Annotated in this window: 15 protein-coding genes, 1 tRNA gene, 1 other RNA gene and 5 pseudogenes; 11 read left to right on the top strand and 11 right to left on the bottom strand. The window is 41.9% G+C overall.

Annotated elements, in window-relative coordinates; genetic code table 11:
* Nucleotides 1-36: 36 nt before the first annotated feature.
* A pseudogene (locus tag ACFIKN_RS08470) lies at nucleotides 37-2,919 on the bottom strand (toprim domain-containing protein); the annotation flags it as partial.
* Nucleotides 2,920-3,420: 501 nt separating this feature from the next.
* Between ACFIKN_RS08470 and ACFIKN_RS08465 the strand changes: the two are divergent.
* Nucleotides 3,421-3,543 carry a hypothetical protein gene (locus ACFIKN_RS08465; protein WP_375631451.1) on the top strand — a complete coding sequence of 41 codons (123 nt, stop codon included), beginning with the start codon at nucleotides 3,421-3,423 and terminating at the stop codon, nucleotides 3,541-3,543.
* Here ACFIKN_RS08465 and ACFIKN_RS08460 read toward each other — a convergent pair.
* Nucleotides 3,537-3,905, bottom strand: coding sequence for a hypothetical protein (locus tag ACFIKN_RS08460; RefSeq protein ID WP_375658245.1), 369 nt, complete (start codon nucleotides 3,903-3,905; stop codon nucleotides 3,537-3,539). The two genes, ACFIKN_RS08465 and ACFIKN_RS08460, sit on opposite strands and share 7 nt — an antisense overlap.
* A complete protein-coding gene (locus tag ACFIKN_RS08455) occupies nucleotides 3,902-4,972 on the bottom strand; it encodes a YdaU family protein (RefSeq protein WP_375658244.1) in 1,071 nt (356 codons plus the stop codon). The genes ACFIKN_RS08460 and ACFIKN_RS08455 overlap by 4 nt, the downstream gene beginning before the upstream one ends.
* A gap of 416 nt (nucleotides 4,973-5,388) precedes the next feature.
* Here ACFIKN_RS08455 and ACFIKN_RS08450 point away from each other — a divergent pair, with 416 nt between their 5' ends.
* The 4 genes from ACFIKN_RS08450 (at nucleotide 5,389) to ACFIKN_RS08435 (ending at nucleotide 8,325) form a co-directional block, all read left to right on the top strand.
* Nucleotides 5,389-5,706: an XRE family transcriptional regulator gene (locus ACFIKN_RS08450; protein WP_273790852.1), complete on the top strand. Its 318-nt coding sequence runs from the start codon at nucleotides 5,389-5,391 to the stop codon at nucleotides 5,704-5,706.
* Between the two features lie 312 nt (nucleotides 5,707-6,018).
* Complete coding sequence (locus ACFIKN_RS08445) at nucleotides 6,019-6,408, top strand: hypothetical protein (RefSeq protein ID WP_273790851.1); 390 nt, start codon at nucleotides 6,019-6,021, stop codon at nucleotides 6,406-6,408.
* A gap of 2 nt (nucleotides 6,409-6,410) precedes the next feature.
* Nucleotides 6,411-6,599 carry a hypothetical protein gene (locus ACFIKN_RS08440; protein ID WP_273790850.1) on the top strand — a complete coding sequence of 63 codons (189 nt, stop codon included), beginning with the start codon at nucleotides 6,411-6,413 and terminating at the stop codon, nucleotides 6,597-6,599.
* Nucleotides 6,600-7,560: 961 nt separating this feature from the next.
* Entirely contained in the window at nucleotides 7,561-8,325 is a 765-nt protein-coding gene (locus ACFIKN_RS08435; protein WP_375658243.1) for a lambda exonuclease family protein, read from the top strand.
* 764 nt (nucleotides 8,326-9,089) lie between these two features.
* Here the strand turns inward: ACFIKN_RS08435 and ACFIKN_RS08430 are convergent.
* The 4 genes and pseudogenes from ACFIKN_RS08430 to ACFIKN_RS08415 all read right to left on the bottom strand — a co-directional run.
* Nucleotides 9,090-9,326, bottom strand: a pseudogene (locus tag ACFIKN_RS08430) (DnaJ domain-containing protein); the annotation flags it as partial.
* A 946-nt stretch (nucleotides 9,327-10,272) separates the two neighbouring features.
* Nucleotides 10,273-10,806, bottom strand: coding sequence for a hypothetical protein (locus ACFIKN_RS08425; RefSeq protein WP_273790848.1), 534 nt, complete (start codon nucleotides 10,804-10,806; stop codon nucleotides 10,273-10,275).
* A 92-nt stretch (nucleotides 10,807-10,898) separates the two neighbouring features.
* Nucleotides 10,899-11,633, bottom strand: a complete 735-nt coding sequence (locus ACFIKN_RS08420) for a hypothetical protein (protein WP_375658242.1) — start codon at nucleotides 11,631-11,633, stop codon at nucleotides 10,899-10,901.
* Between the two features lie 1,716 nt (nucleotides 11,634-13,349).
* Nucleotides 13,350-13,424 (bottom strand) — tRNA-Thr (locus ACFIKN_RS08415).
* A gap of 176 nt (nucleotides 13,425-13,600) precedes the next feature.
* Between ACFIKN_RS08415 and ACFIKN_RS08410 the strand changes: the two genes are divergently transcribed.
* The 6 genes and pseudogenes from ACFIKN_RS08410 to ACFIKN_RS08385 all read left to right on the top strand — a co-directional run bounded on the left by ACFIKN_RS08410 (nucleotide 13,601) and on the right by ACFIKN_RS08385 (nucleotide 17,373).
* On the top strand, nucleotides 13,601-13,753 hold the full coding sequence (locus tag ACFIKN_RS08410) for a hypothetical protein (protein ID WP_273790845.1): 153 nt from the start codon (nucleotides 13,601-13,603) through the stop codon (nucleotides 13,751-13,753).
* Nucleotides 13,754-13,912: 159 nt separating this feature from the next.
* Nucleotides 13,913-15,208 (top strand): UDP-N-acetylglucosamine 1-carboxyvinyltransferase, encoded by a 1,296-nt coding sequence (gene murA, locus ACFIKN_RS08405; protein WP_375631456.1) that lies wholly within the window; start codon nucleotides 13,913-13,915, stop codon nucleotides 15,206-15,208.
* Nucleotides 15,209-15,267: 59 nt separating this feature from the next.
* On the top strand, nucleotides 15,268-15,531 hold the full coding sequence (locus ACFIKN_RS08400; RefSeq protein ID WP_375658241.1) for a hypothetical protein: 264 nt from the start codon (nucleotides 15,268-15,270) through the stop codon (nucleotides 15,529-15,531).
* A 91-nt stretch (nucleotides 15,532-15,622) separates the two neighbouring features.
* A pseudogene (locus ACFIKN_RS08395) lies at nucleotides 15,623-15,946 on the top strand (UDP-N-acetylglucosamine 1-carboxyvinyltransferase); the annotation flags it as partial.
* 399 nt (nucleotides 15,947-16,345) lie between these two features.
* Nucleotides 16,346-16,737: pseudogene (locus tag ACFIKN_RS08390) on the top strand (helix-turn-helix domain-containing protein).
* Between the two features lie 279 nt (nucleotides 16,738-17,016).
* Nucleotides 17,017-17,373 (top strand): annotated as a pseudogene (locus tag ACFIKN_RS08385) (helix-turn-helix domain-containing protein).
* A gap of 366 nt (nucleotides 17,374-17,739) precedes the next feature.
* On the opposite strand, the gene ACFIKN_RS08380 reads toward ACFIKN_RS08385, so the two are convergent.
* The 4 genes from ACFIKN_RS08380 to ssrS all read right to left on the bottom strand — a co-directional run bounded on the left by ACFIKN_RS08380 (nucleotide 17,740) and on the right by ssrS (nucleotide 20,087).
* Nucleotides 17,740-18,561: a TIGR00282 family metallophosphoesterase gene (locus ACFIKN_RS08380; protein WP_273790841.1), complete on the bottom strand. Its 822-nt coding sequence runs from the start codon at nucleotides 18,559-18,561 to the stop codon at nucleotides 17,740-17,742.
* 18 nt (nucleotides 18,562-18,579) lie between these two features.
* Nucleotides 18,580-19,185, bottom strand: a complete 606-nt coding sequence (locus tag ACFIKN_RS08375; RefSeq protein WP_375658240.1) for a 5-formyltetrahydrofolate cyclo-ligase — start codon at nucleotides 19,183-19,185, stop codon at nucleotides 18,580-18,582.
* 220 nt (nucleotides 19,186-19,405) lie between these two features.
* On the bottom strand, nucleotides 19,406-19,669 hold the full coding sequence (locus ACFIKN_RS08370; protein WP_375658239.1) for a hypothetical protein: 264 nt from the start codon (nucleotides 19,667-19,669) through the stop codon (nucleotides 19,406-19,408).
* Nucleotides 19,670-19,926: 257 nt separating this feature from the next.
* Nucleotides 19,927-20,087: non-coding RNA, 6S RNA (gene ssrS / locus ACFIKN_RS08365), on the bottom strand.
* Between the last annotated feature and the right edge of the window lie 845 nt (nucleotides 20,088-20,932).

Here is a 20,932-nt window from a genome sequence, read left to right as displayed (position 1 = left end):
GGCGTTTTTTAAGAGAGTGGGGTTTATGGGGTATTACAGATAACGTCGAGGGAATGATTGTTCAAAAGAACAGCGATAGCGATAAGTTTGGGGATCAAACCAAAGCCCTATTTTGCCTTCAAAATCACCAGAACGTTGTTTGGCAATATTCATAATAACGCCTGGGCGTTTTGCTAAATCTGCTTTTTCTTGTGCTAGAGAGGCGGCAAAGATTTTATCTTCCAACGACCGATTGCGCCAAATGGTGATGATGTTAAAGGCATTGGCACCAATTTCTGAGGCGCCTTTAATGTCTTCTGTGCTGGGGATATCTTTATCCAGACCGCCTTTGCGGGCATGGGCGACAAGGTGAATATGCACATTGTTTAAAACAGCCCAATCAACCATTTTATAAACCGCTTGTTCTTGTCTTGCATAATCATCAGAGGCAATGCCAAGCCGCATCAAACTGTCGATGATAAATTGATCGCAGCCATAGCGCGCACGGCAATAGTCAAAGACTTCAAGCAAGGTATCTACGCTCGATTTGCCAACATGCTCATAAAGAATAAGCCCTTCGTCTAAAAAATGAAGAATCCGTTCAATCGTTTCTTTTGTAGGCTGTTCTAAGCCGCCCGTTTGTTTGGTTAAACGGCGAAGTGATTGTTCTCCTTTCATTTCTAGAGACGCTAAGCAAAGGCGACTCTTTTGTGCAATCCAATGGGGAATACAATCTGATAATAATTGGCTTTTACCTGTACCACTCGCACCACTCCAGAGCGTTAATTCTGCTGGGCGGAAATGCAATTTGTCCTTCAGTTTAGGATAGGGAACCGTATAACCAAGATGTTTTTCAGGCTCTGGCCAAAAAAGCCCAATCACTTGATCTTTATAGTCTGAGGCGCGCCGTAAACCTTCTGGGGCAAAGCTTTGTGCTGAGGAAAAGGCAGCTTTTATGGTGGCTTTATCGATCCCTGCGGTTAAACAGTCATTGGCATCTTTAAGGGGTAAACGGACACGGTAGCAACGGTGGCGTCCAAGCCTGCTGGCAATCTCACGGGCTGCTTCTTCTCCGGGCGGATCCATATCGGTGGCTAAAAAAATCGTTTCAAAAGATTCTAAATGATCAAATTCATTTTCAATCCAGTTGTGTTTTCCTCCACTGCCTCCTCCAAAGGGAACAGAAACCGCCGGATATCCATAGGCGGCTAAGGATAGCGCATCAATTTCTCCTTCAGTGATAACAATGGTACGGTTTGTTGAAGAAAAATTGGGGAATGGCGCCTGTTGGGGCGCGTGCGTGGGTGCCTGCTGGGGTGTGTGCGGGGATGCCTGCGTGGAGGGGTGGTTGGTTGAGGCGGTGTTTTGGGGCGCCTGTGTGGAGGTGAGGTTGGTTGAGGCGGTGTTTTGGGGCGCCTGTGTAGAGGCGTGGTTGGTTGTGGCGGTGTTTTGGGGCGCCTGTGTAGAGGTGAGGTTGGTTGAGGCGGTGTTTGGGGGTGCCTGCGTGGAGGCGGGGTTGGTTGAGGGTACCTGCTGGGGTGTGTTTTGGGGTGCCTGCTGAGGTGCCTGCTGAGGTGCTTGTTGGGATGCCTGCTGGGATGTGTGCAGGGATGCCTTTGTGGAGGCGGGGTTGATTGTGGCGGTGTTTTGGGGTGCCTGTGTGGAGGGGTGGTTGGTTGAGGCGGTGTTTTGGGGCGCCTGCGTGGAGGCGTGGTTGGTTGAGGCGGTGTTTTGGGGTGCCTGTGTGGAGGGGTGGTTGGTTGAGGCGGTGTTGTGGGGCCCCTGCGTGGAGGCGTGTTGGGTTGAGGCGGTGTTGTGGGGCCCCTGCGTGGAGGCGTGTTGGGTTGAGGCGGTGTTTTGGGGCGCCTGCGTGGAGGCGTGGTTGGTTGAGGCGGTGTTTTGGGGTGCCTGTGTGGAGGGGTGGTTGGTTGAGGCGGTGTTTTGGGGTGCCTGCTGAGGTGCGTGCTGGGTTGCCTGCTGAGGTGCCTGCTGAGGTGCGTGTTGGGATGCCTGCTGGGATGTGTGCAGGGATGCCTTTGTGGAGGCGGGGTTGATTGTGGCGGTGTTTTGGGGCGCCTGCGTGGAGGCGTGGTTGGTTGAGGCGGTGTTTTGGGGTGCCTGCTGAGGTGCGTGTTGGGATGCCTGCTGGGATGTGTGCAGGGATGCCTTTGTGGAGGCGGGGTTGATTGTGGCGGTGTTTTGGGGCGCCTGCGTGGAGGCGTGGTTGGTTGAGGCGGTGTTTTGGGGTGCCTGTGTGGAGGTGGGGTTGGTTGAGGGTACCTGCTGGGCGGTGTTTTGGAATGCCTGCTGGGATGTGTGCTGGGTTGCCTGCTGGGATGTGTGCGTGGAGGGGTGGTTTGTGGGGTAAAGGGCTTGCCAACCAAATAAAATCGGTTCACATTGGGAGGCTGTTGGTTTGGTTTTTGCTCCCGTTTGCGCAAGCCGTTCTTTGACTAAAGCAAGGGTGCCGTCGGGTTTATAAAAGGGGAAAATGATTTTTTCGCCATTTTCTCCTATGCGGTAACGCTTTATAATCTCTAGAGGAATGCGGCGTTCTTCATGGAGATAGGTTTTTACAAGATTCTGCGGGCTCTGCCCTTTAGGAACCGGTGGACGGCGATAGGAACGATGAGGCGCCATAAAGGGTTTGGGGCGTGTCAGATTGAGAGTCGCGCGTGCTTCTTCTAAGGCTTGAGAGAGGCTAATGCCTTTGACTTCACACCAAAGGTCTAAAAGATCTCCTCCTGTGCTTTCTGCAAAATCATACCAAAGTCCTGCTTTACTACCACTTAAGCAAATCGATAAACTTTGACCAGCTTCACCACGTGTGTTGCCTACAATCCAATTGTTGCCTCGTTTGTGCCCTTGGGGAAGAAGCATTTCTACTATTTTATCGGCTTGTGAGATAAGTTTTTGTTTGATTTCAAAAATTGTGCTCATGGTCATTCGTGATATTATTGTCGTTTTTCTCAAGATGTGGGAGGTGAGAATTCTGTTTTTGCTGTTCTCACCATCGATCTGATCGTAAAGTCCCGTGGTGCTATGGGGCTTGCCAGTTTACTTTGAGAGCTTCTTTGCCGCTCTTTTCTTGCCAATAGTCGCGAAACCTCTTGGCTTGCCAAAGGGCTTGACTCTCACTCAAACCTTTTTGAAATGGCTGTGTTGATGTCTTCTTGCCAAGAGCATGGGAAGTGGTGCCTTGAGGAAAGGAGGAAGGGGAAAGGAGGAAGGGGGTGAAAGAAGGGCGGGGTGGGTATGCCTGTTTTGAGGGTGTGGTGCATGCTGGAGTCCTGTTGGGATGCCTGTGTGGAAGGGGTGGGTTTGTTGCCAAAGAGTTTGCTTTTCATTGAATTTTTCTGAAATGGCTGTGTTGGTGTTTGTTTGCTAAGAGCATGGGAAGTGGTGCCTTGAGAAAAGGAGGAAGGGGGTGAAGAAGGAAGGATGCAAGAAGGTGGGGCGGATGCCTGTGAGGGTGTGGTGCATGTTGGAGTCCTGTTGGGGTGTATGTTGGGGTGTCTGTGTGGAGGGGGTGGGTTTGTTGCCAAAGAGTTTGCTTTTCATTGAGTTTTTCTGAAATGGCTGTGTTGGTGTTTGTTTGCCAAGAGCATGGGAAGTGGCGCTTTGAGGAAAGGAGGAAGGATGCAAGAAGGGCGGGGCGGATGCCTGTGAGGGTGTGGTGCATGTTGGAGTCCTGTTGGGGTGTCTTGTGTTGGGGTGCCTGTGGATGTCCTTGTGTGGGGAAAATGGCTTTTGTGATGAGAGCAAAATGGTCGATGTTGACGCGTTTTGCTGTGTGAATCGCCTATCCAAGTGTTGTTTTGCCGCCCTTTGTTTTGTTCTGTGTTATTTTGTCCGATGCTGTTGTGGTTTTGAAACATTTTTATCCCCGCGCGTGCTTGAAAAATACGTTGTTTTTGTGATGTCAAAAATTGTCATTATAGTTGATCAAACTGCGGTAAAGGGTGTCGTTGTTCTCAGAGATGAAAGATGAGGAGCTTCCCTGTTTTTGCTGTTCTTGCCGTTCGATCTCACGGCGAAACCAGTTGCGCCATGTGGCTTGCCAGTCTACTTTGAGAGCTTCTTTGCCGCTCTTGGCTTGCCAATAGTCGCGAAACTTCTTTTCTTGCCAATGGGCTTGGCTTTCACTCAAACCTTCTGAAACTGCCGCCTTGATGTCTGCTTGCCAATGCTCAGGAAGACGGTGCCCTTTGGCAACTGAGGAAGTGGTTTTTTTGTTGGTGCAAAGCGGGATGGAGGCAGAAAGATTGCTGGAGGGAAGAGTGGTGGCGGATTTTGTTTTTTCCCCCGTGACAATTTGCGCGATAGGGGCGGAGGTAAACTCGGCTTGGGGAGCAGTTAAAGAGGGAGCGTTTTTTTGCTCCGCTTCTTCTTGTGGAGGGGAAGGGAGAGGTGAATCAAGAGCCGATGAGGAGGATGGATGATCGCTTTGTTCAAAGTTCTCTTCGAAGGAAAAACAAGGCTCTGTCTCATCAAACAAAATTTTCTTTTCTAAAACACCGTAAGGTGTTTCCTTTTCTTCTGCCTTTTGAGCTTCTGAGCTTTGTGCAGCATCTTTTGGACTTTCGTTAAGCAGTTGTTGCATCTCTGCATTGATTTTTTTGCGTTTTTTTGCCGAAGAACGACCCGCAAAGGATTTTTGTTCAAGCAATTTTTCACGCTCTTGAAAAATATTTTCGCAACGCTTGTTCCATAATCCATTGGCTAAATTTAAAATCTTACCCTCTTGGATGAGCATTTCTAAAACATTAACAAAAGTTCGCTTGTCACAACCACAAAGACGCGCTAAACGTTCTTTCGATATTTCTAAAGGTCGTCCACGGGCATACATTTCATTGAGAAGAATCGTATAGATTCCAATTTCGTGTGCGCGCATCCCACGTACACCTCCTAGAAAGTCATTTTGATACCAACAAACATATGGAAGCCTAGACGATTCATAATGAGGAGTTTCTTGTTGATTAGCGTGTTTCATACTGCAATCTACTTTCTTCTTTTTTATACATTTTTATTGATGATAAAAGCTCAAATAAGGATTTAACTTGTGTTGCTTTTGGCTCTGTTCGATGATGACTAGAGGCTTCTTTACGACGCTTATAAATGATTGGCTGTGCTTGAAGAGCATGCAAACTTACGATTTAAGATTGCGGTGATGGAAAAAATAAAGAATACCACACATTCTCAACGTACTTGCTTTTGGGCAGAAGCTTTGGAGAGTGGTCTTTTATATCCTGTAGGGTGGTTAAAGTGTTTTTATGATCCAAAAATAAAAAAATTTCCCCCGAAAAAGTAAAATTTGTTTCCTTAATTTTATCCTTTTTAGAGGATAATGCAAGCTCGTTTTATAAAAAGGACGTGTTTTTTTAAAAAGACGCGCTATATGGTGAAATTATGAATATCGATGGTTGGCGTCAAAGATTAAGAATCGCTTTGGAAAAAAGTGGGCGGTCAAAAAGATCTATCTCCCTCGCTGCCGGTAAAGGCGCGGGGTACCTTCATTCTATTCTTTCTGAAGGAAAAGAACCAACAATCGAATCTCTCTCGCGAATTTGTCACGAAATTAATATCAGTATGAATTATATTCTTTATGGTAAAGGGGCTAGCCCTGAAGATAAAGAATTTATAGAGCTTATTTCGAAACTCTCTCCGCAAGAGAGACAGGCGATTTTGACTCTTTTGCGGCGGCCAATTGACGAAGCTTCAAAATAACTTCCTTCTGTGCTTTTGAATCAAGGCGACTCCAGTATTTTATTAATATTATGTCACTCATTTTATCTCTCCTGTGTGTTTATAATTGCAATTTTGTAAGAACAAATAGAGAACAACAAAGGGGCATGAGAGGAACAAAGAATAATAGATTTTTATTTACATATGTCATTTGAACCCCGTAGATATTTAAAATATATCTTTTATGAAGGATAAAATGGTTGACATCTCTCCTATAGAGGAGATAAGACTAACGCTATATTTAGTCTTGTCAAGACAAGGCTATGCTTTATCAACTATCTAAAGGGGGAAATCATGAAAAATATTTCATTCGTTAAAGAGGATGAAATCATTATCGTTTTATGCGAAGAGGAAAATCCTTGTACTTATGAAGGACCAATCGACGAAATCGAAGAGGTGCTCGAACTGATTGAAGAATGTGAAACTGTTTATAGAGTTTTACGACTCGATCTGACAACTTCTCATGCTGAAGATGTTACGGAACAAATCGCTGATTTTTATGTCGAAAATCATGAAATGAATGAAGAAAATACACAATTGCAGCCCTTCATTTTGAATAGTGAAGCTTATCATGCTTGTTTAAATGAAAGAGCGGCTTGCGATTATGAAGATAATCTCTATGGCTCTTATGAAAAACAACATCGTTTACGCCCATGTGATGTCTTGACAGATTATTGGTGGTAAACATGCCAAGTTATCTCAAGACTTCTTATCAAGGGATTCCACTTTATTATGCTGGAAATATGCGAAATTTAATCAGACTCGAACCACAAAAACACAACGCTATACTTTTTATATCGCAAGAGGTGGCTCAGTCTATGGCAAAAAAATTGGAGGAAGAATATTGCCGCCATGATTTTTCCGTCGTGCAATAGCAGGGTTGAAAAAGGAAGTCGCAATGAAAGGGTCCAAGTGCTTTTTCATTGCGGTGACAATGGTGTGCATTATGCTTTCGTTCTTGGAAGGGAAGCTTAGGGGAAGCTTAGGGGGGAGCTTTGCGGGGGTTTTTTTAGCCGACATGGGAAAGGGGGGCATGAAAAAAAGAGCCTATATATGAGAAATTGCGGGCGCTTGTGTGTGGGGCGAGGAAGTTGCTGGCTGGTTCATTGAGGGGATAAGGCAATGGTGGGGCAGGTCGTCATTCAGTGACTTGGAGTGACACGGAAAGCATGCTGGAAAATAAAAATGAAGGCTTAGGGGGAAGAGAAGCAGCAGTACAAACAGGTTCCAACCTATAAAAAGGCACGTTCAAGGGGGAAAAGAGCCGGTTTTTGTGTTTTTGCGGCACGCAAGTAGGGAGCTTGGAATGACACGTAAAGCATGCTGGAAAATGGAAGAAGGTGTTTGACGGGGGAGGTCGTTAAAGCTTGTTTAGACGTATTGGGACAAAAACGGGGGGGCTGGGAGTTTTTGTGGTGCGTGCTGGGGGAGCGCCGCAATGAAAGGGTCCAAGTGCTTTTTCATTGCGGTGACAATGGTGTGCGTTATGCTTTCGTTCTTGGAAGGGAAGCTTAGGGGAAGCTTTGGGGAAGCTTAGGGGAGCTTAGGGGGGACTTAAGGAAGCTTAGGGGAGCTTAGGGGGGAGCTTTGCGGGGGTTTTCTTAACCGATATGGGAAAGGGGGGGCATGAAGAAAAGAGCCTATATATGAGAAATTGCGGAGGGGGGATGTTGAGGGGGGCAGCAGTTTTTGTGTTTTCAGCGGCACAATATTGAAGGATGCATTGAAGGATGTTGTCGCCTTTAGTCCGTGTGAGGGACACAGGCTTTAAAAATATGAATGTTTCAAAGAGGATATATTGCAAAAAACACTTTAAAGATGAAGGGGAGAAAGGTCATGCCAATTATTATCGATTGTATTCAAGGAACAGAAGAATGGCAGAAAGTGCGTAATGGTTTGATTACGGCTTCTTTGTTTGAGATGGTTATGGCACAAAAAAAACAGGGGCAAAAAACTTCACGCTATCAGAGTGTGATGATGAAATTGGCGGGAGAAAGAATTACAGGAAAAACCGTTGAGGAAGGAACAACACTTTCTCAGCGACGTGGAACAGAATTAGAACCAATCGCACGACAGCTTTATGGGGAACTTACACATACAGAACCTGAATGTATTGGCTTTGTTTTGGCTGATGATCGCGGACAAGGATTTTCCCCCGATGCTTTTGTGGGAAAAAATGGCTTATTAGAAATTAAAACAAAAAAACCTGAAATTTTGATCCCTCATTTCATGCAAAAGAATTTTCCAGCAGAACATAAAGCACAATGTCAAGGGGGATTATGGATTTCTCAACGCGAATGGGTGGATTTAATGCTCTATTGGCCGGATATGCCTCCTTTGATTAAACGGGCTTATCGTGATGAAGCGTATATTTGCAAGCTTGAAAATGAAATTAGCCGTTTTAATGAGGCTTTGGAGAAGATGGTAGAGCAAATTAAGAGTGTTGGGACAGGTTTTCATCTAAGGACAGAAATTGCTTTGAAGGAGGGGGAAGAAAGGGTGCTTGGAATGAAGACAAAGCGTCTGCTGGAGGGCAAAACAAGAATGAGGTGGGCAAGAAAGGGATCGTGTGCAGCGTTGAGGAGAGGCAAAGTTCTATAAAAAGGTAAAGAGCAGAGGGGGAAAAGAGCCGGTTTTTTTGTGTTTTCTGGGCACGCAAGTAGGGAGCTTGGAGTGATAGGTAAAGCATGCTGGAAAATGGAAGGAGATGTTTTACGGGAGACGTGAGACAGATGTTTAGACGTCGAGATCCGAGGGGGCTGGGAGCTTTTGTGTTGCGTGTTAAGGGGGGGAGATAAGGGGGAAGATTAAGGGGGGGAGTTTTTTAGCCGATATGGGGAAAAGAATGTAGGAGCATGAGAAAAAGTCTGTGTGGAGTCAAGTGGGCTTGTTGGGGGAAAGGGTGGCGGGCGGATTGTGGAAGAAAATAAAGGGGTGGGGAAAACGGGAGAATAGGGAAAGAACGGATAGAGATATTATAATCTTTATGTTTCTCTACATTACCTTGTTATAGAAAATCAAAAATGACCACATTTTATGAATTCACTGTGGGTCGCTCTTAATACTCTTCAAAAGCATTTTCATGAGATAATTTTCAATATAAATCTGGTAAACATTAAAAATTGTTGTATGAGTATGAGCCAGAATATCAATTTACCAATCTTTACCAAATATCCTTTTATACTGATGAGAATTAATAACCCTATACTTATTATTCCTAGTGGTATATTCCACGTAAAGAGTGAAATTGTACCATAAATTAGAGGCGTTATTCCACAAGTAATGAAAATTACACGCTTGATATTATTTATATTTATATTATCTCTTATTCTGTTCTCTTGGTTTCTACTTCTTTCAGAGGTCTTGTGATTGTTTTCAGAGGTTTTATGGTAGAACTGATTGTAAGCAGCTCTCTTTCGAGGATCTTTAAGAACTTCATAGGCTTCAAGAATTTTTCTGAATTTTTGTTCAGCTTCGGTACTAGGATTATGATCAGGATGGTATTGCAGAGCTAATTTACGAAAAGCAGATTTTATCTGTTTATCGTTGCATGCGTAGCTTACATCAAGAATTCCATAATAATCGTCTTCATTTAATATCATTAAATACTGCTACTTGTGTATTGCTCTTATTTTTATAGGATAGCTTAACTAATTTTTGTTGAATATATCAATGGGTATTATCTTATGTTTAAAGTATGGTGAAAATCGTATTGAATGGTGGGGCTGTACTTGGGGCTATTGTATCTAAATGAGGGGAGATACAGTTCAAAACGCTTAAAAATGCAGGGTGTTTTTAATATTTTAGAAATATTTTTTACAAAAATAGATTAAAAGAGAGACGATAAATCAAATATAAAGGGACGGCAATAATAGCCAAGGTTGTCATTATTGTAAATAAACAGGCAGGAACCTTAAATCTAAAACGCCAAAGTAAACTAATGGGAACGGACGTTATCGTTGTTATGATGAATCCTACGATAAACCATTGCATGAATAAGTACATTATATTGATTTTATCTTTATTAAAACGATTTTGTTTGAGTTCTTCCTCTGAAATACAATCGATAATAGAAAAAACAGGGTAAACAGGAAACTCTCTACTTGGACAAGCAATAACAGCAAATTTTTCAAGCTCTAACCATTATCTTTCGCGTTCTTTTTCCAATATCTTCTTTTCTATTTTTTGTTTTATATATTCTTTGGAAATACAATTGATCGGAGAAGTATTCCCAACAAAAAATTCGTCTTTTCTACATCCACGGGTTGTATGATGCGTGAATAAAAACAGCGCTTATTGCTATAGCAAATAAAATAAAGTGTTTAAACATAGGGTATTTATTGCCTTTTGTTTCTAACGAGCTTTGATAAGTAATTTCTATTGAATAAATCAATATATGTTATTTTTATGTTGGTAAAATAAAACAAATTGTATGTACTTTGGCACTTTGTATCTAAAGATGGCGATAGATAGTTAAAAATGCTTGAAAATGCAGAATACCCTTTGAGAAGCACTTTTCATAAAGTTATGGAATGAATAGATCAAAGTTTATGGTAATTTTGTATACTCTATGATAACTCTGTATAAGATCTCAATTTCATGATCAAGTTTCTCAAGTTCTTTCTTGTTTTTAGCTATACGCTCTTGATATGTCTCTATGTGTTTCATACTGTTTGAGAGACGGGTATGCTCATTAGAGTGTTTTGCTTCATTCACATGTCGCATTGCATCTATTTCTAATTCTATAAGGCTACACAGAGTATTAAATACATGATGTCGTTTTTTGATTATATTCTGCCATTTTTTTATTATATTGACATGTTTTTCATAGAGAGGTTGCGATAACCGCCACTTGTTTTCCAAAAAAAATGTTTTTTCTATCCAGAGAATTTGGTAGAATTTTTCTGACCACCAACTACTTCCATTAACGAGGAAAATGCGGAACAATCTCTCTCTTTCTGTAATCTCTTTTGAAGAGAATAGTTCATTCGAATGAGTATATCCCTTTGAAGAATAAAAAAGATGCGTTGTTAAAAGGGCGATAATTAAGACGTTTCTCAATAAAGACTGTTTAATTAACATTTTTTTTATACCCTTTTTGTGATTGATTATAGTCATTGTGAGAGGGCTTAATGGTTCTTTAGAAGTATTTTGAAAGGCGTTTTATTATCCGTTTAAAGATTTTTTAAATACTGCTTCCATTTTTCAAAAGTGCTATATCTTACGGGCGGTTTTACATTTTCTTTGGGCATCATGGCAAGGTATACCTCTCTAGCCATAACGCACATTGTTGCTGTGTTTCTAAAACGAGTGAGTTCATTGCCTATTATGAGCAGCTCTGTCTGGAGAGTTTGTTCTTTTCGACTAATGCCATTAGGGGAATCCAAAAATTTTTCTGCGTACGCAAACATTGGATCATCAAAGTTTGTTTCAAACTTTGCGTTGAGGAAAATATTTTCTATATAATCCCAATTTTTCCTGTATTTCATCCCGTTAGCTTTAAAAGCCCTAAGTCTTGTTGGTAAGTCGTTAAAGGTAAGTGTGGGCATCGTTTTATCACCTTGCCATAAATCAAAAAAACGTCCACAAAAAACAAGCAATATGTGATAATGTTTAAAAATATTGAATTCTGGAGGATTACTGGGCAATGTTATTAAATGCCTCCAAAATTGACTTTTGTCATGGGGTATGTCTACAGTCCATTCCATATACGCTTTTAAATATTCTACCTCTTTTTTTGCTTTTTCTAATTTCTGAGAATATGCTAAAGGAGTGTAATTTTCATGGACATATTTTTGGTAAAGCCTATCGTATTCAGCGAGATCGCTTACTTGAGTACAACCCAATAATAGGGATACAGAAAAAAACGTTATAAATATTATGACGTACGTTTTGAATAATAATTTCATCATTTTAACGTTTAATGATTTTTGTTGAATAAATCAATATGTGTTATTTTTGTGTTGAAAATATATGTAAAAAATGTATTTAATGAAAACAGCGATAGTGATCATACTGTATCTAAATAAGGGTGTAGTACAGGATAAAACCCCGCACATGCGGGGTTTTATTCGCTGAAGAAGACAAGGACAGAGGAGACAAGGACAGTAGAAAATATAAGGGAGGTCCTGTCACCAAAATGTTTGTTCTAGGGCGGGAGTGGGGAATATCCAAAATGCTCTAAACGAAATATACTTGTTGTGCATAGTCATGCGCTTGTTTTAAAGAGACATCTTGCTCCAAGCTCTTTTTATACTCATTTCATGCCCATTTCATACCGGCGTTCGTGAACTTCATGCTGGGGCTTGTAAATGGTATCGTGAGAGGTAACGATAAAACCTCGTAGATTATAAATATTACACACCTCATCTTTACTTTATGAAAAAGTAAGTTGGTATCATCTTGAGCTCGTTCTCAAGATTGCGACATGGGCTTTAGCTCTTGGGATGATTCATAATCTCATTCACTGTGGGGGGGACTTTTCATAAAAGGTAGGCTTTTCTTGAAAAGTTTTATGCCATACGGATCTTTCTGCTTGTGAACTGTAAGCCTTGTGAACTGTAAGCGAAGAGGGGTGTTTGATTTCAATAGAATAGAGGGGAAGAGAATTCTTCGCTCTTAGGGTTCTTCTGCAAGAGGAATAACGCTATCCGTATAAATTAAAGTATTCGTATAAAAAAGAGCGTCTTGAAAGAGGGATGGCTTAGAGCACGTGGAAAATCATAGTGTATAAAATTGGTAATGAGGGATCTTCTTTGAAACGGCGGGCTATCAATTTTCTGGTATATGGGATGCCTAGTATATGGGGATGTCTGTCATATGAGATGTTTGCCATATGGGAGCGTGGGGTGACTTATTGAAAGCTTTATTGAGGGGGGGCTTTATCACTGTTTGGTTTTTTTCTTTTGGTAAGGGGTGGGGAGAATGGGGAAGGAATTGAGTTGAGAGGAGGTTCTGGAAATGGCTCTGTTAGATTTGTTGTAAATGACGAATAGGATCGATGAAGCTTATTCTAATTTTTAGAGGGAATACTTGTGTTGCTTGAGGTGGATAGAGAGGCTAGAAAGATAAGATTATTCGTTTTGGGGCGGATAAAGGTATCAATGGGATATGTTCAAACAATGAGTTTATAATAATTCATTATTGAGATTTAATTTGAATTTCAATGAGAGCCCGAAATAGTGTGAGATGTTCTTATTTCAAACCTTCTTATTCAAACGCTCTTATATTGAAACAAGTAAAATCGTTTGTCTGCATATTATAAGTGGGGTGAGCTTGTGGGGAAAAATATTCAAGAAATAAAAATGCCTATACCGTCTCAAGTGTTAAGAAGATGCAACAGTGAGGTTTGGCAAAGAGAAGGATAAGGGGGGTGTCTTACAGGAAGGAAAAAGGGGGAAGCCAATGGGAGGGGGGCTATTCTTTGGGGTGTGTCAATTTCAAAAGCCGCTCATAAAGCATTTTGGAGATTAAGTGCGTCATTGAAGCCATTGATTTTGACGCCATTGAAGCGCATGGTTTAAAGGATGGAGGATGTGATGAAGCCAATGGAGGCTGGGGGAAAAATTGAGGCTTATAGAGAAGGCTTATAGGGGCAAGAAGAGAGAGGCAAAAGAAGAATAAAATGGTGCTGCGAGAGAGGATTGAACTCTCGACCTCTCCCTTACCAAGGGAGTGCTCTACCACTGAGCTACCGCAGCCCTTTTCAATCTTTGCGCTGTCTTGTGCCATATTGTCAGAAAATAGGCAAGAGAACATTTGTATATTCTTGCAAGAAAACGTATCTTATGTCATGACATATGTTTCTTATATGCTTAAATATTTAAGGTTATGAGTTGCTTGGATAGAAGCTCAACACTGTTTAAAAGGTTGCGCAATGACACAAATGTATCAAAAACAAAAACAAAATGAAATGAATCATCAAGATGAAAAAGCAAAACGACGTCAAGAAAGATTGGCGCAACAATTGCGTCAAAACCTGAAACGTCGAAAAGAACAATGCCGAAAAAGAGCACAAACAGAGCTCTAAAATGCAAAAAAATGTTTTTTAGTGAAGCTTTGCAACCAAACTTCTCAATAATTTGTTCTCATATTTAGAATGCGTTCTAAAACGATTAATAAAGCATAACTTCCCGAAGGGGGACAATCCTTTGGAAGGGCAGGCACAAAGGAAAAGAGGGAAAACACTATGGATTCTATTCAAATTGTTGGGGGAGAAAAACTTAAAGGAACAATTCCTATATCAGGAGCAAAAAATGCTGCCTTGCCTCTTATGATTGCGGCGCTTTTGACAGAAGAAACGCTTACTTTAGAAAATATTCCTCATCTGGCCGATGTCGAACTGCTTATTCGTATTCTCAATAATCATGGTGTGGGATATGCCGTTGATGGACAAGAGTTTAACGATGAATGTGTGAATTCAAGAACAATTCATTTTACGGCGCAAAAAATAGCCACAACACGGGCGCCATACGAACTGGTGAAAAAAATGCGTGCAAGCTTTTGGGTTATCGGACCTCTGCTTGCACGATGCGCAGAGGCTTATGTTTCGCTTCCTGGAGGATGTGCTATTGGAACAAGACCTGTCGATTTTATCCTTGAAGGACTCAAAACTTTAGGCGCACAGATTTCGATCGAAAATGGATATGTTCATGCAAAAGCGCCAAGGGGCTTAAAAGGTGATCACTATCGTTTCCCTAAAGTCACTGTTGGGGGAACCCATGTGCTGCTGATGGCGGCGACAACGGCAAAGGGAACAACCGTTCTTGAGAATGCGGCTTGTGAGCCAGAAGTGACAAACCTTATTCGAACCCTGAATGCTATGGGGGCTCAAATAACCGGTGAAGGAACAACAACGCTTACAATTGAAGGGGTGAAAAAACTTAAAGGGACAAAAATACGCGTTATTGCTGATCGAATAGAAGCGGGGACATATGCAATGGCTGTTGCTATGACAGGAGGAGATGTCTTTCTTAAAAATGCAAATCCTAATCATCTCACAAAAGTGCTTAAGGTGCTCCAAAAAACAGGACTCGAGATTCAAATAGAACCTCAAGGAATTCATGTTAAGCGAAATCCAAAGAACACCAAAATTATGCCCGTTGATATTAAAACAGGACCTTATCCTGCTTTTCCAACCGATCTCCAAGCCCAATTCATGGCGCTCATGACACGGGCTGAAGGAACCGCGCATATTACAGAGACGGTTTTCGAAAATCGTTTTATGCATGTTCAAGAACTCAATCGCTTAGGAGCACAGATAAAGCTTGATGGGCAGACGGCAACCGTCTATGGAACAGAGAATTTGCAAGGGGCTCCCGTTATGGCGACGGATTTGCGTGCTTCTGTTTCTCTTGTGATTGCAGCGTTGGCGGCAAAGGGGGAAACAATCGTCAATCGTGTCTATCATCTTGATCGTGGATTTGAGAGATTAGAAGAAAAATTAGTCCGTTGTGGCGCAAAAATCCAACGCATCACAGTGTAAAGCTTTCAAAGATATGCCCAAAAGAATGGCTTTGAGAGGTTGCTTGGGGGGTGGCTGTTGTGTGGGCGGGCCATGCTTTAAGGTTGCGCTTTGGGGGTGTTTTAGCACAATGCTTGGCTTTTAGGGGCGGCTGGGCTTGGGCTTGTGAGGCTGGGCTTGCTGGCGCATTTTTAATGATTTACTCTCTTGTTTGTGGAATTTTGGAGCCGTATATTCTTGATGGTTTTCTAAATAGCTCTTTCAAACCTCCACCTTTCAAGGGTATGTCAAGGGGATGGCTTTTGTGGCTGCTTTTTTCTTTTCGTAATGGTTGTCTTTTTTGAAGAATTTTGCCCCTCTAACAAGGGGGTAGAGATTATTGTTCTCAGTGTCGTTTACGGCGCTTATAACACGGGGTTGAGGGAACCGCACGAAATTACAGAGACGGTTTTCGAAAATCGTTTTATGCATGTTCAAGAACTCAATCGCTTGAGGGTGCCGATAAAGCGCCATGGGCGAGAGAGAAACTGTCTCATGGAACAGAGAATTTGCAACAGAGAATTTGCGAGGGGCTCCCGTTATGGCGACGGATTTGCGTGCTTGTTGTTTCTCTTGTGATTGCAGCCCTCTTATCTTGTTACATTGGCGGCAAAGGGGGAAACAATCGTCAGTCGTGTCTATCATCTTGATCGTGGATTTGAGAGATTAGAAGAAAAATTAGTCCGTTGTGGCGCAAAAATCCAACGCATCACAGTGTAATTTCCTTTGAGGGTATTCTTTAATCTCTCTCTTCGGGGGGGATTAATCTCAAGAATCAAGGGTTGTTAATCCTCTCAATAAACGTGGGGTTTATCTCATGGTTTTTACAAGCGGGCATAAAAGTTTGAGAGGCGGGTGGGGCTCATAAAACAAACAAATAAAGACTGTTTTTAAATTTTATTGCTAATTTCATGAAATTACTTTATAAATAACACTGTAACTTTGGTCGTCTACGCAACGATCAGTAGGGTCTGAAAGCCCTAAAGTTCAGTACATAAGATTAGCCTACTCTTGTGGGTTTCCCGGGATTCCGGGAGTTTTTTCCATGTCCAGGTGCGATGAGCACTAAAAGCAAAAAAAGCTGACTGAACTCAGTACTTTCAGACTCCCGGAATACCAATGCGAGGGCGCTCGCAACCGGCAGGGGAGCTTGAAGTGAAAGCTAAAAATCCACACTTTAACGACATTTCGATAGGCAGAAAAATTCGCTTTAAAAGAACAATGATCGGAATGTCGCAAAAGAAATTAGGCAGTCAGTTAGGTGTGACTTTTCAACAAACCAAAAATATGAAAAAGGCTCTAATCGTATAGGAGCTGGGCGTTTACAAGAAATTGCCGATATTCTCAATGTTCCTATTTCTTTTTTCTACTCCGATCTCTCAACAAAAGAAAATGTCTTGTATTGCTGTGATGAAAGGATTTCAAGTAAAGAAGAGCATATCCTTTTGAAAAGTTTTAGAGAGCTTAAACCTAAAAAGCAGAAGGCAATTTTGTGTTTGATTGTCTCATGAGATAAAAACACTGTTTTAAATTTTATTGCTGGTCTCCAGAAATTATTTTATGAACAAGCACCAGGGTTCTCGTCGTACAGTGTGGTTGAATGGTGGAACCCAAAGCCTGAAAATCCAAGATGAAACATTAGCCTGCTTTATAAGTATCGCGAGATTCCGGGAGTTTTTGCCATGTCCAAGTGCGCTCTAGCACTAAAAGCAAAAAAGCTGACTGAACTCAGTGTTTTTGACTCCCGGAATACGCATAAGAGGTGCTCGCAACCGGTAGGGGAGCTTGAAGTGAAAGCTAAAAATCCACACTTTAACGACATTTCGATAGGCAGAAAAATTCGCTTTAAAAGAACAATGATCGGAATGTCGCAAAAGAAATTAGGCAGTCAGTTAGGTGTGACTTTTCAACAAACCAAAAATATGAAAAAGGCTCTAATCGTATAGGAGCTGGGCGTTTACAAGAAATTGCCGATATTCTCAATGTTCCTATTGCCTTTTTTTTACGCTGATCTCTCAACAAAAGAAAATGCTTTGTATTACTGTGATGAAAGAATTTCAAGTAAAGAAGAGCATATCCTTTTGAAAAGTTTTAGAGAGCTCAAACCTAAAAAGCAGAAAGCAATTTTAAGATTAAATTTTCGTTAGAATCAAAAAAAAATTAAAGAGGCTCTTGCTAAATAATAAATTATTATATAAAGCTTTTTCTAGAGAAGGGGGTTAACATTTCTCCTCCCCCCCCCCGCAGAAATGTCCGAATAAAACCTCCTTCTCATCATTTTAAAAATCACGAAAATTTTTATCCTTTATCTTTTATCCTTTTAAAAAGAGTGACTTATTTGTGCTAGAAAAGTTGCTGTATTAGGCAAATTGGAGGGCGGGGTGTTTTTAGGATTTGGGAAGGGCTTGAAAATCATCTTGCCAAATAGAGTTCTCAAAAGGAAATCTTGGAGAGCAATCATCCAAAGGGCGCACAGTGGAGAGCGATCATCAAAGGGGCGGCTTTAAAAGAAGCTACCAAAAATCCGGAACTTCAGGCTTTAAATGAGGACCAATCCGTACCGCTGAGACCTTTTCTGCTAAACCGGTGCGATCTGAAATCTCAACCGCTAAACCACAAAGGGTGGCGGGACCACACGCCGGTTCAAAACGGTCTTGCTTCGTCTTATAAAGAAAACGGTGTAAGGGTTCTTCTTTATCCATTCCAAGAGAGGAGTTATAATCTCCACACATGCCTGCATCTGTTAAATAGGCGCTCCCACCTTCTAAGATCTGCGCGTCAGCCGTGGGAATGTGCGTATGTGTGCCAACGATAACACTCACACGACCATCCAGAAAATGGCCTAAACATTGCTTCTCGCTTGTCGTTTCTGCGTGAAAGTCAAAAATAATCGTATCGGCTTGCTCCATCAACGAACAGGCAAGAAGAATATTTTCCGCTGTTTCAAATGGATCTTCTACTTTGCACGGCATAAAAACGTTGCCCAACAGATTGGCGACAAGAACACGGGCGCCATTTTTTGCCGTAAAAACACCAGCACCTTTTCCGGGAGTTTCTTTCGAAAAATTGGCAGGGCGTAAAAAACGATCACTCTCATGGGCATACTGCAATGCTTCTTTGTGAGAAAAAGCATGATTGCCCGTGGTGACAACATCAACACCGGTCATCAAAAGATCTTGATATGTCTCTTGCTTAAGACCAAAACCACCAGAGGCATTTTCACCATTTACCACAACAAAATCAAGCTGCCATTTCTCAATCAGTTGAGGAAGGTGTTCAAAAACAGCTTTACAGCCTGTGCTACCAACAATGTCACCTAAAAATAAAAAACGCATAGGCGCTTTAATCACACTTTAACATTTTAAGAAACCTTTTTCTGTAAAAATTCCTTGTACCTGTAGATCATGTTCTGCTGCGGGAATAGAGAAAACCTCCTGACATGAAAACCCTATGCCCCATAATGTCATTTGATGCCCTTGTTTTTCAAGAGCTTCAACAGCACGGTCATAGTATCCTCCTCCATAGCCAAGACGGTGACAGTGACGATCAAACGCAGAAAGCGGAACAATAATATTATTGGGGACAACAACCTCATTGTCGGCACTGGGACCAAAGGTGCCAAAACGCATGGGCTCTAAAATCGTGCTGGGCGAAAATGCACGGAAAATCATGGTGGTGGAATCAAGCACTGCTGGTAAGGCTAAACGTCCACCGCGTAACGCTACAGCATCCAGTAAAGGACGCGGGTCAATTTCCGATTTAATGGGCCAATAGCCTGCTAAAATGAGGCGTGAAAAATCGGTTCCCTTCTTTTCAAGGTATTCAATAAAGTGGCAACAAGCACGTTGCGAAAAGAGTGCGCGCTCTTCTGTTAAAAGAGCATCACGACGCGATAAACCGCTTTTGCGTTGCTGTGTGCGAAGAGATGAAGCAGATTCACAGAGGGGATTATGTGTCATTGTCTCGTCAATTGTTTTAATAAGATGCTGGCATTTTATCCATTGTTGGCGTTTTGTAAATCTCTGTTAGGACAAGAGCTGTGCTCATGAAAAAAAGCATGAAAAAAGTGTGTGCTCTAGGGGGTATCTTGGTGCAACAAGCCGCTCTTGCGCTGCTTGCGTGCGAAGGGGTGAAGCAGATTCACAGAGGGGATTTTGTGTCATTGTCTCGTCAATTGTTTTAATAAGATGCTGATATTTTATCCATTGTTGGCGTTTTGTAAATCTCTGTTAGGACAAGAGCTGTGCTCATGAAAAAAAGTGTGTGCTCTTTATAGGGGGTATCTTGGTGCGATAAACCGCTTTTGCGTTGCTTGCGTGCGAAGGGGTGAAGCAGATTCACAGAGGGGATTATTTTGTCAGTGCTGTCTGTTTTATAAGATGCTGATATTTTATTCATTGTTGGCGTTTTGTAAATCTCTGTTAGGACAAGAGCTGTGCTCATGAAAAAAAGCATGAAAAAAGTGTGTGCTCTTTATAGGGGGTATCTTGGTGCAAAAAGCCGCTCTTGCGTTGCTTGCGTGCGAAGGGATGAAGCAGATTCACAGAGGGGATTATTTTGTCAGTGCTGTCTGTTTTATAAAATAAAGCCCCTCGTCATTTTTATTTCTTGAAAAGAGAGTATCGTCATTGGTCTTATGTAAAAGGACGCTCTCAATTTTAGCTGGAAAAATTTTTATGCAAAAAAGTTATACAAATAAAGGGTGATCCACAACAGCCGATGGAAAAAGCTGATCCCGGGAACCTATACAAATAGGTGGGCGCCATATGAAAAAGCCCACGGGCTTGATCAGGGACAGCTCCCTTGGAGATCATTAAGGTCTCAGGAATACGTTATTTCCTGTCGAGAAGCGCAGAACACCCTCCTTAATATAAAACAATTTCAGAGTTTCTGCTAGGGATAAAATAACCTCGCTCTCTTCTTTTTCATAAAGTATTTCAGGAGAGTTTTTATAACCTTGCTGGTGGCTGCTCGAAATGGCTGTATGATGGATGGCTTATTCAAAGTAAAAAAGCAAAAATATGAGTGGGGGTGGGTGTTTGAGTGACGTAGAACGGTTTATTGGCAATGGCTTGACTGGCTCTTTTGGGACAATGCTTGATTTTTATGTTTCGCGGGAATACTTGGAGGAGCTTTGAAGGGAATATTTCTTATTCAAGAATGTTTGTTCAATTGATATTGCTTCTTTGAAGTTTTTGCCTCGTGGGGAGTATTTTAGGGCTGTTTTATCAACTTTGAGGGGGGGGGAGGAGAGCCGATACGGTATGTGCTGCTATGGTTGAAGCTTAAAAATAAAAAACAGATGATGATAGTTTATCAGAGGCGCTAAGCGATGTTGTAAGCTTTTTTAAAAAAGTATTTTTTGAGGATCGTGTTTACAAATTTTTTTTATCGATGATGGAAGGTGTGAAAAGAAGAAACGGCTGAAGAGGACTCAAGCGTGAAGCGTTTGCTTGCTATGAGAGAAATTCTGTAGGGGGTATATTGGAAATGTTTGGACGCTGCCTGCAATACAAAAAAGGTCCAAATTCAAAAAAGGCACTGTCAATTGTGTGTGGGGGTGTGGTTATAAGCAGGGGGCTTTTAGTTTATTGAGTGGAATGTGAAGCCGGTTTGCGTCTTATCTAGGTTTGAAAGCATGCCGTAAAGTGTCTTGTTCTTGAATGGTTTTAAAGAGCTTGGGGTGATTGTTCGTCTAACAGAGCT

Source organism: Bartonella sp. CL436QHHD (assembly GCF_042195105.1).
Classification (GTDB): Bacteria; Pseudomonadota; Alphaproteobacteria; order Rhizobiales; family Rhizobiaceae; genus Bartonella.
The sequence above is the reverse complement of the archived record's forward strand: the minus strand, read 5'-3'. Positions and strand labels throughout refer to the sequence as shown.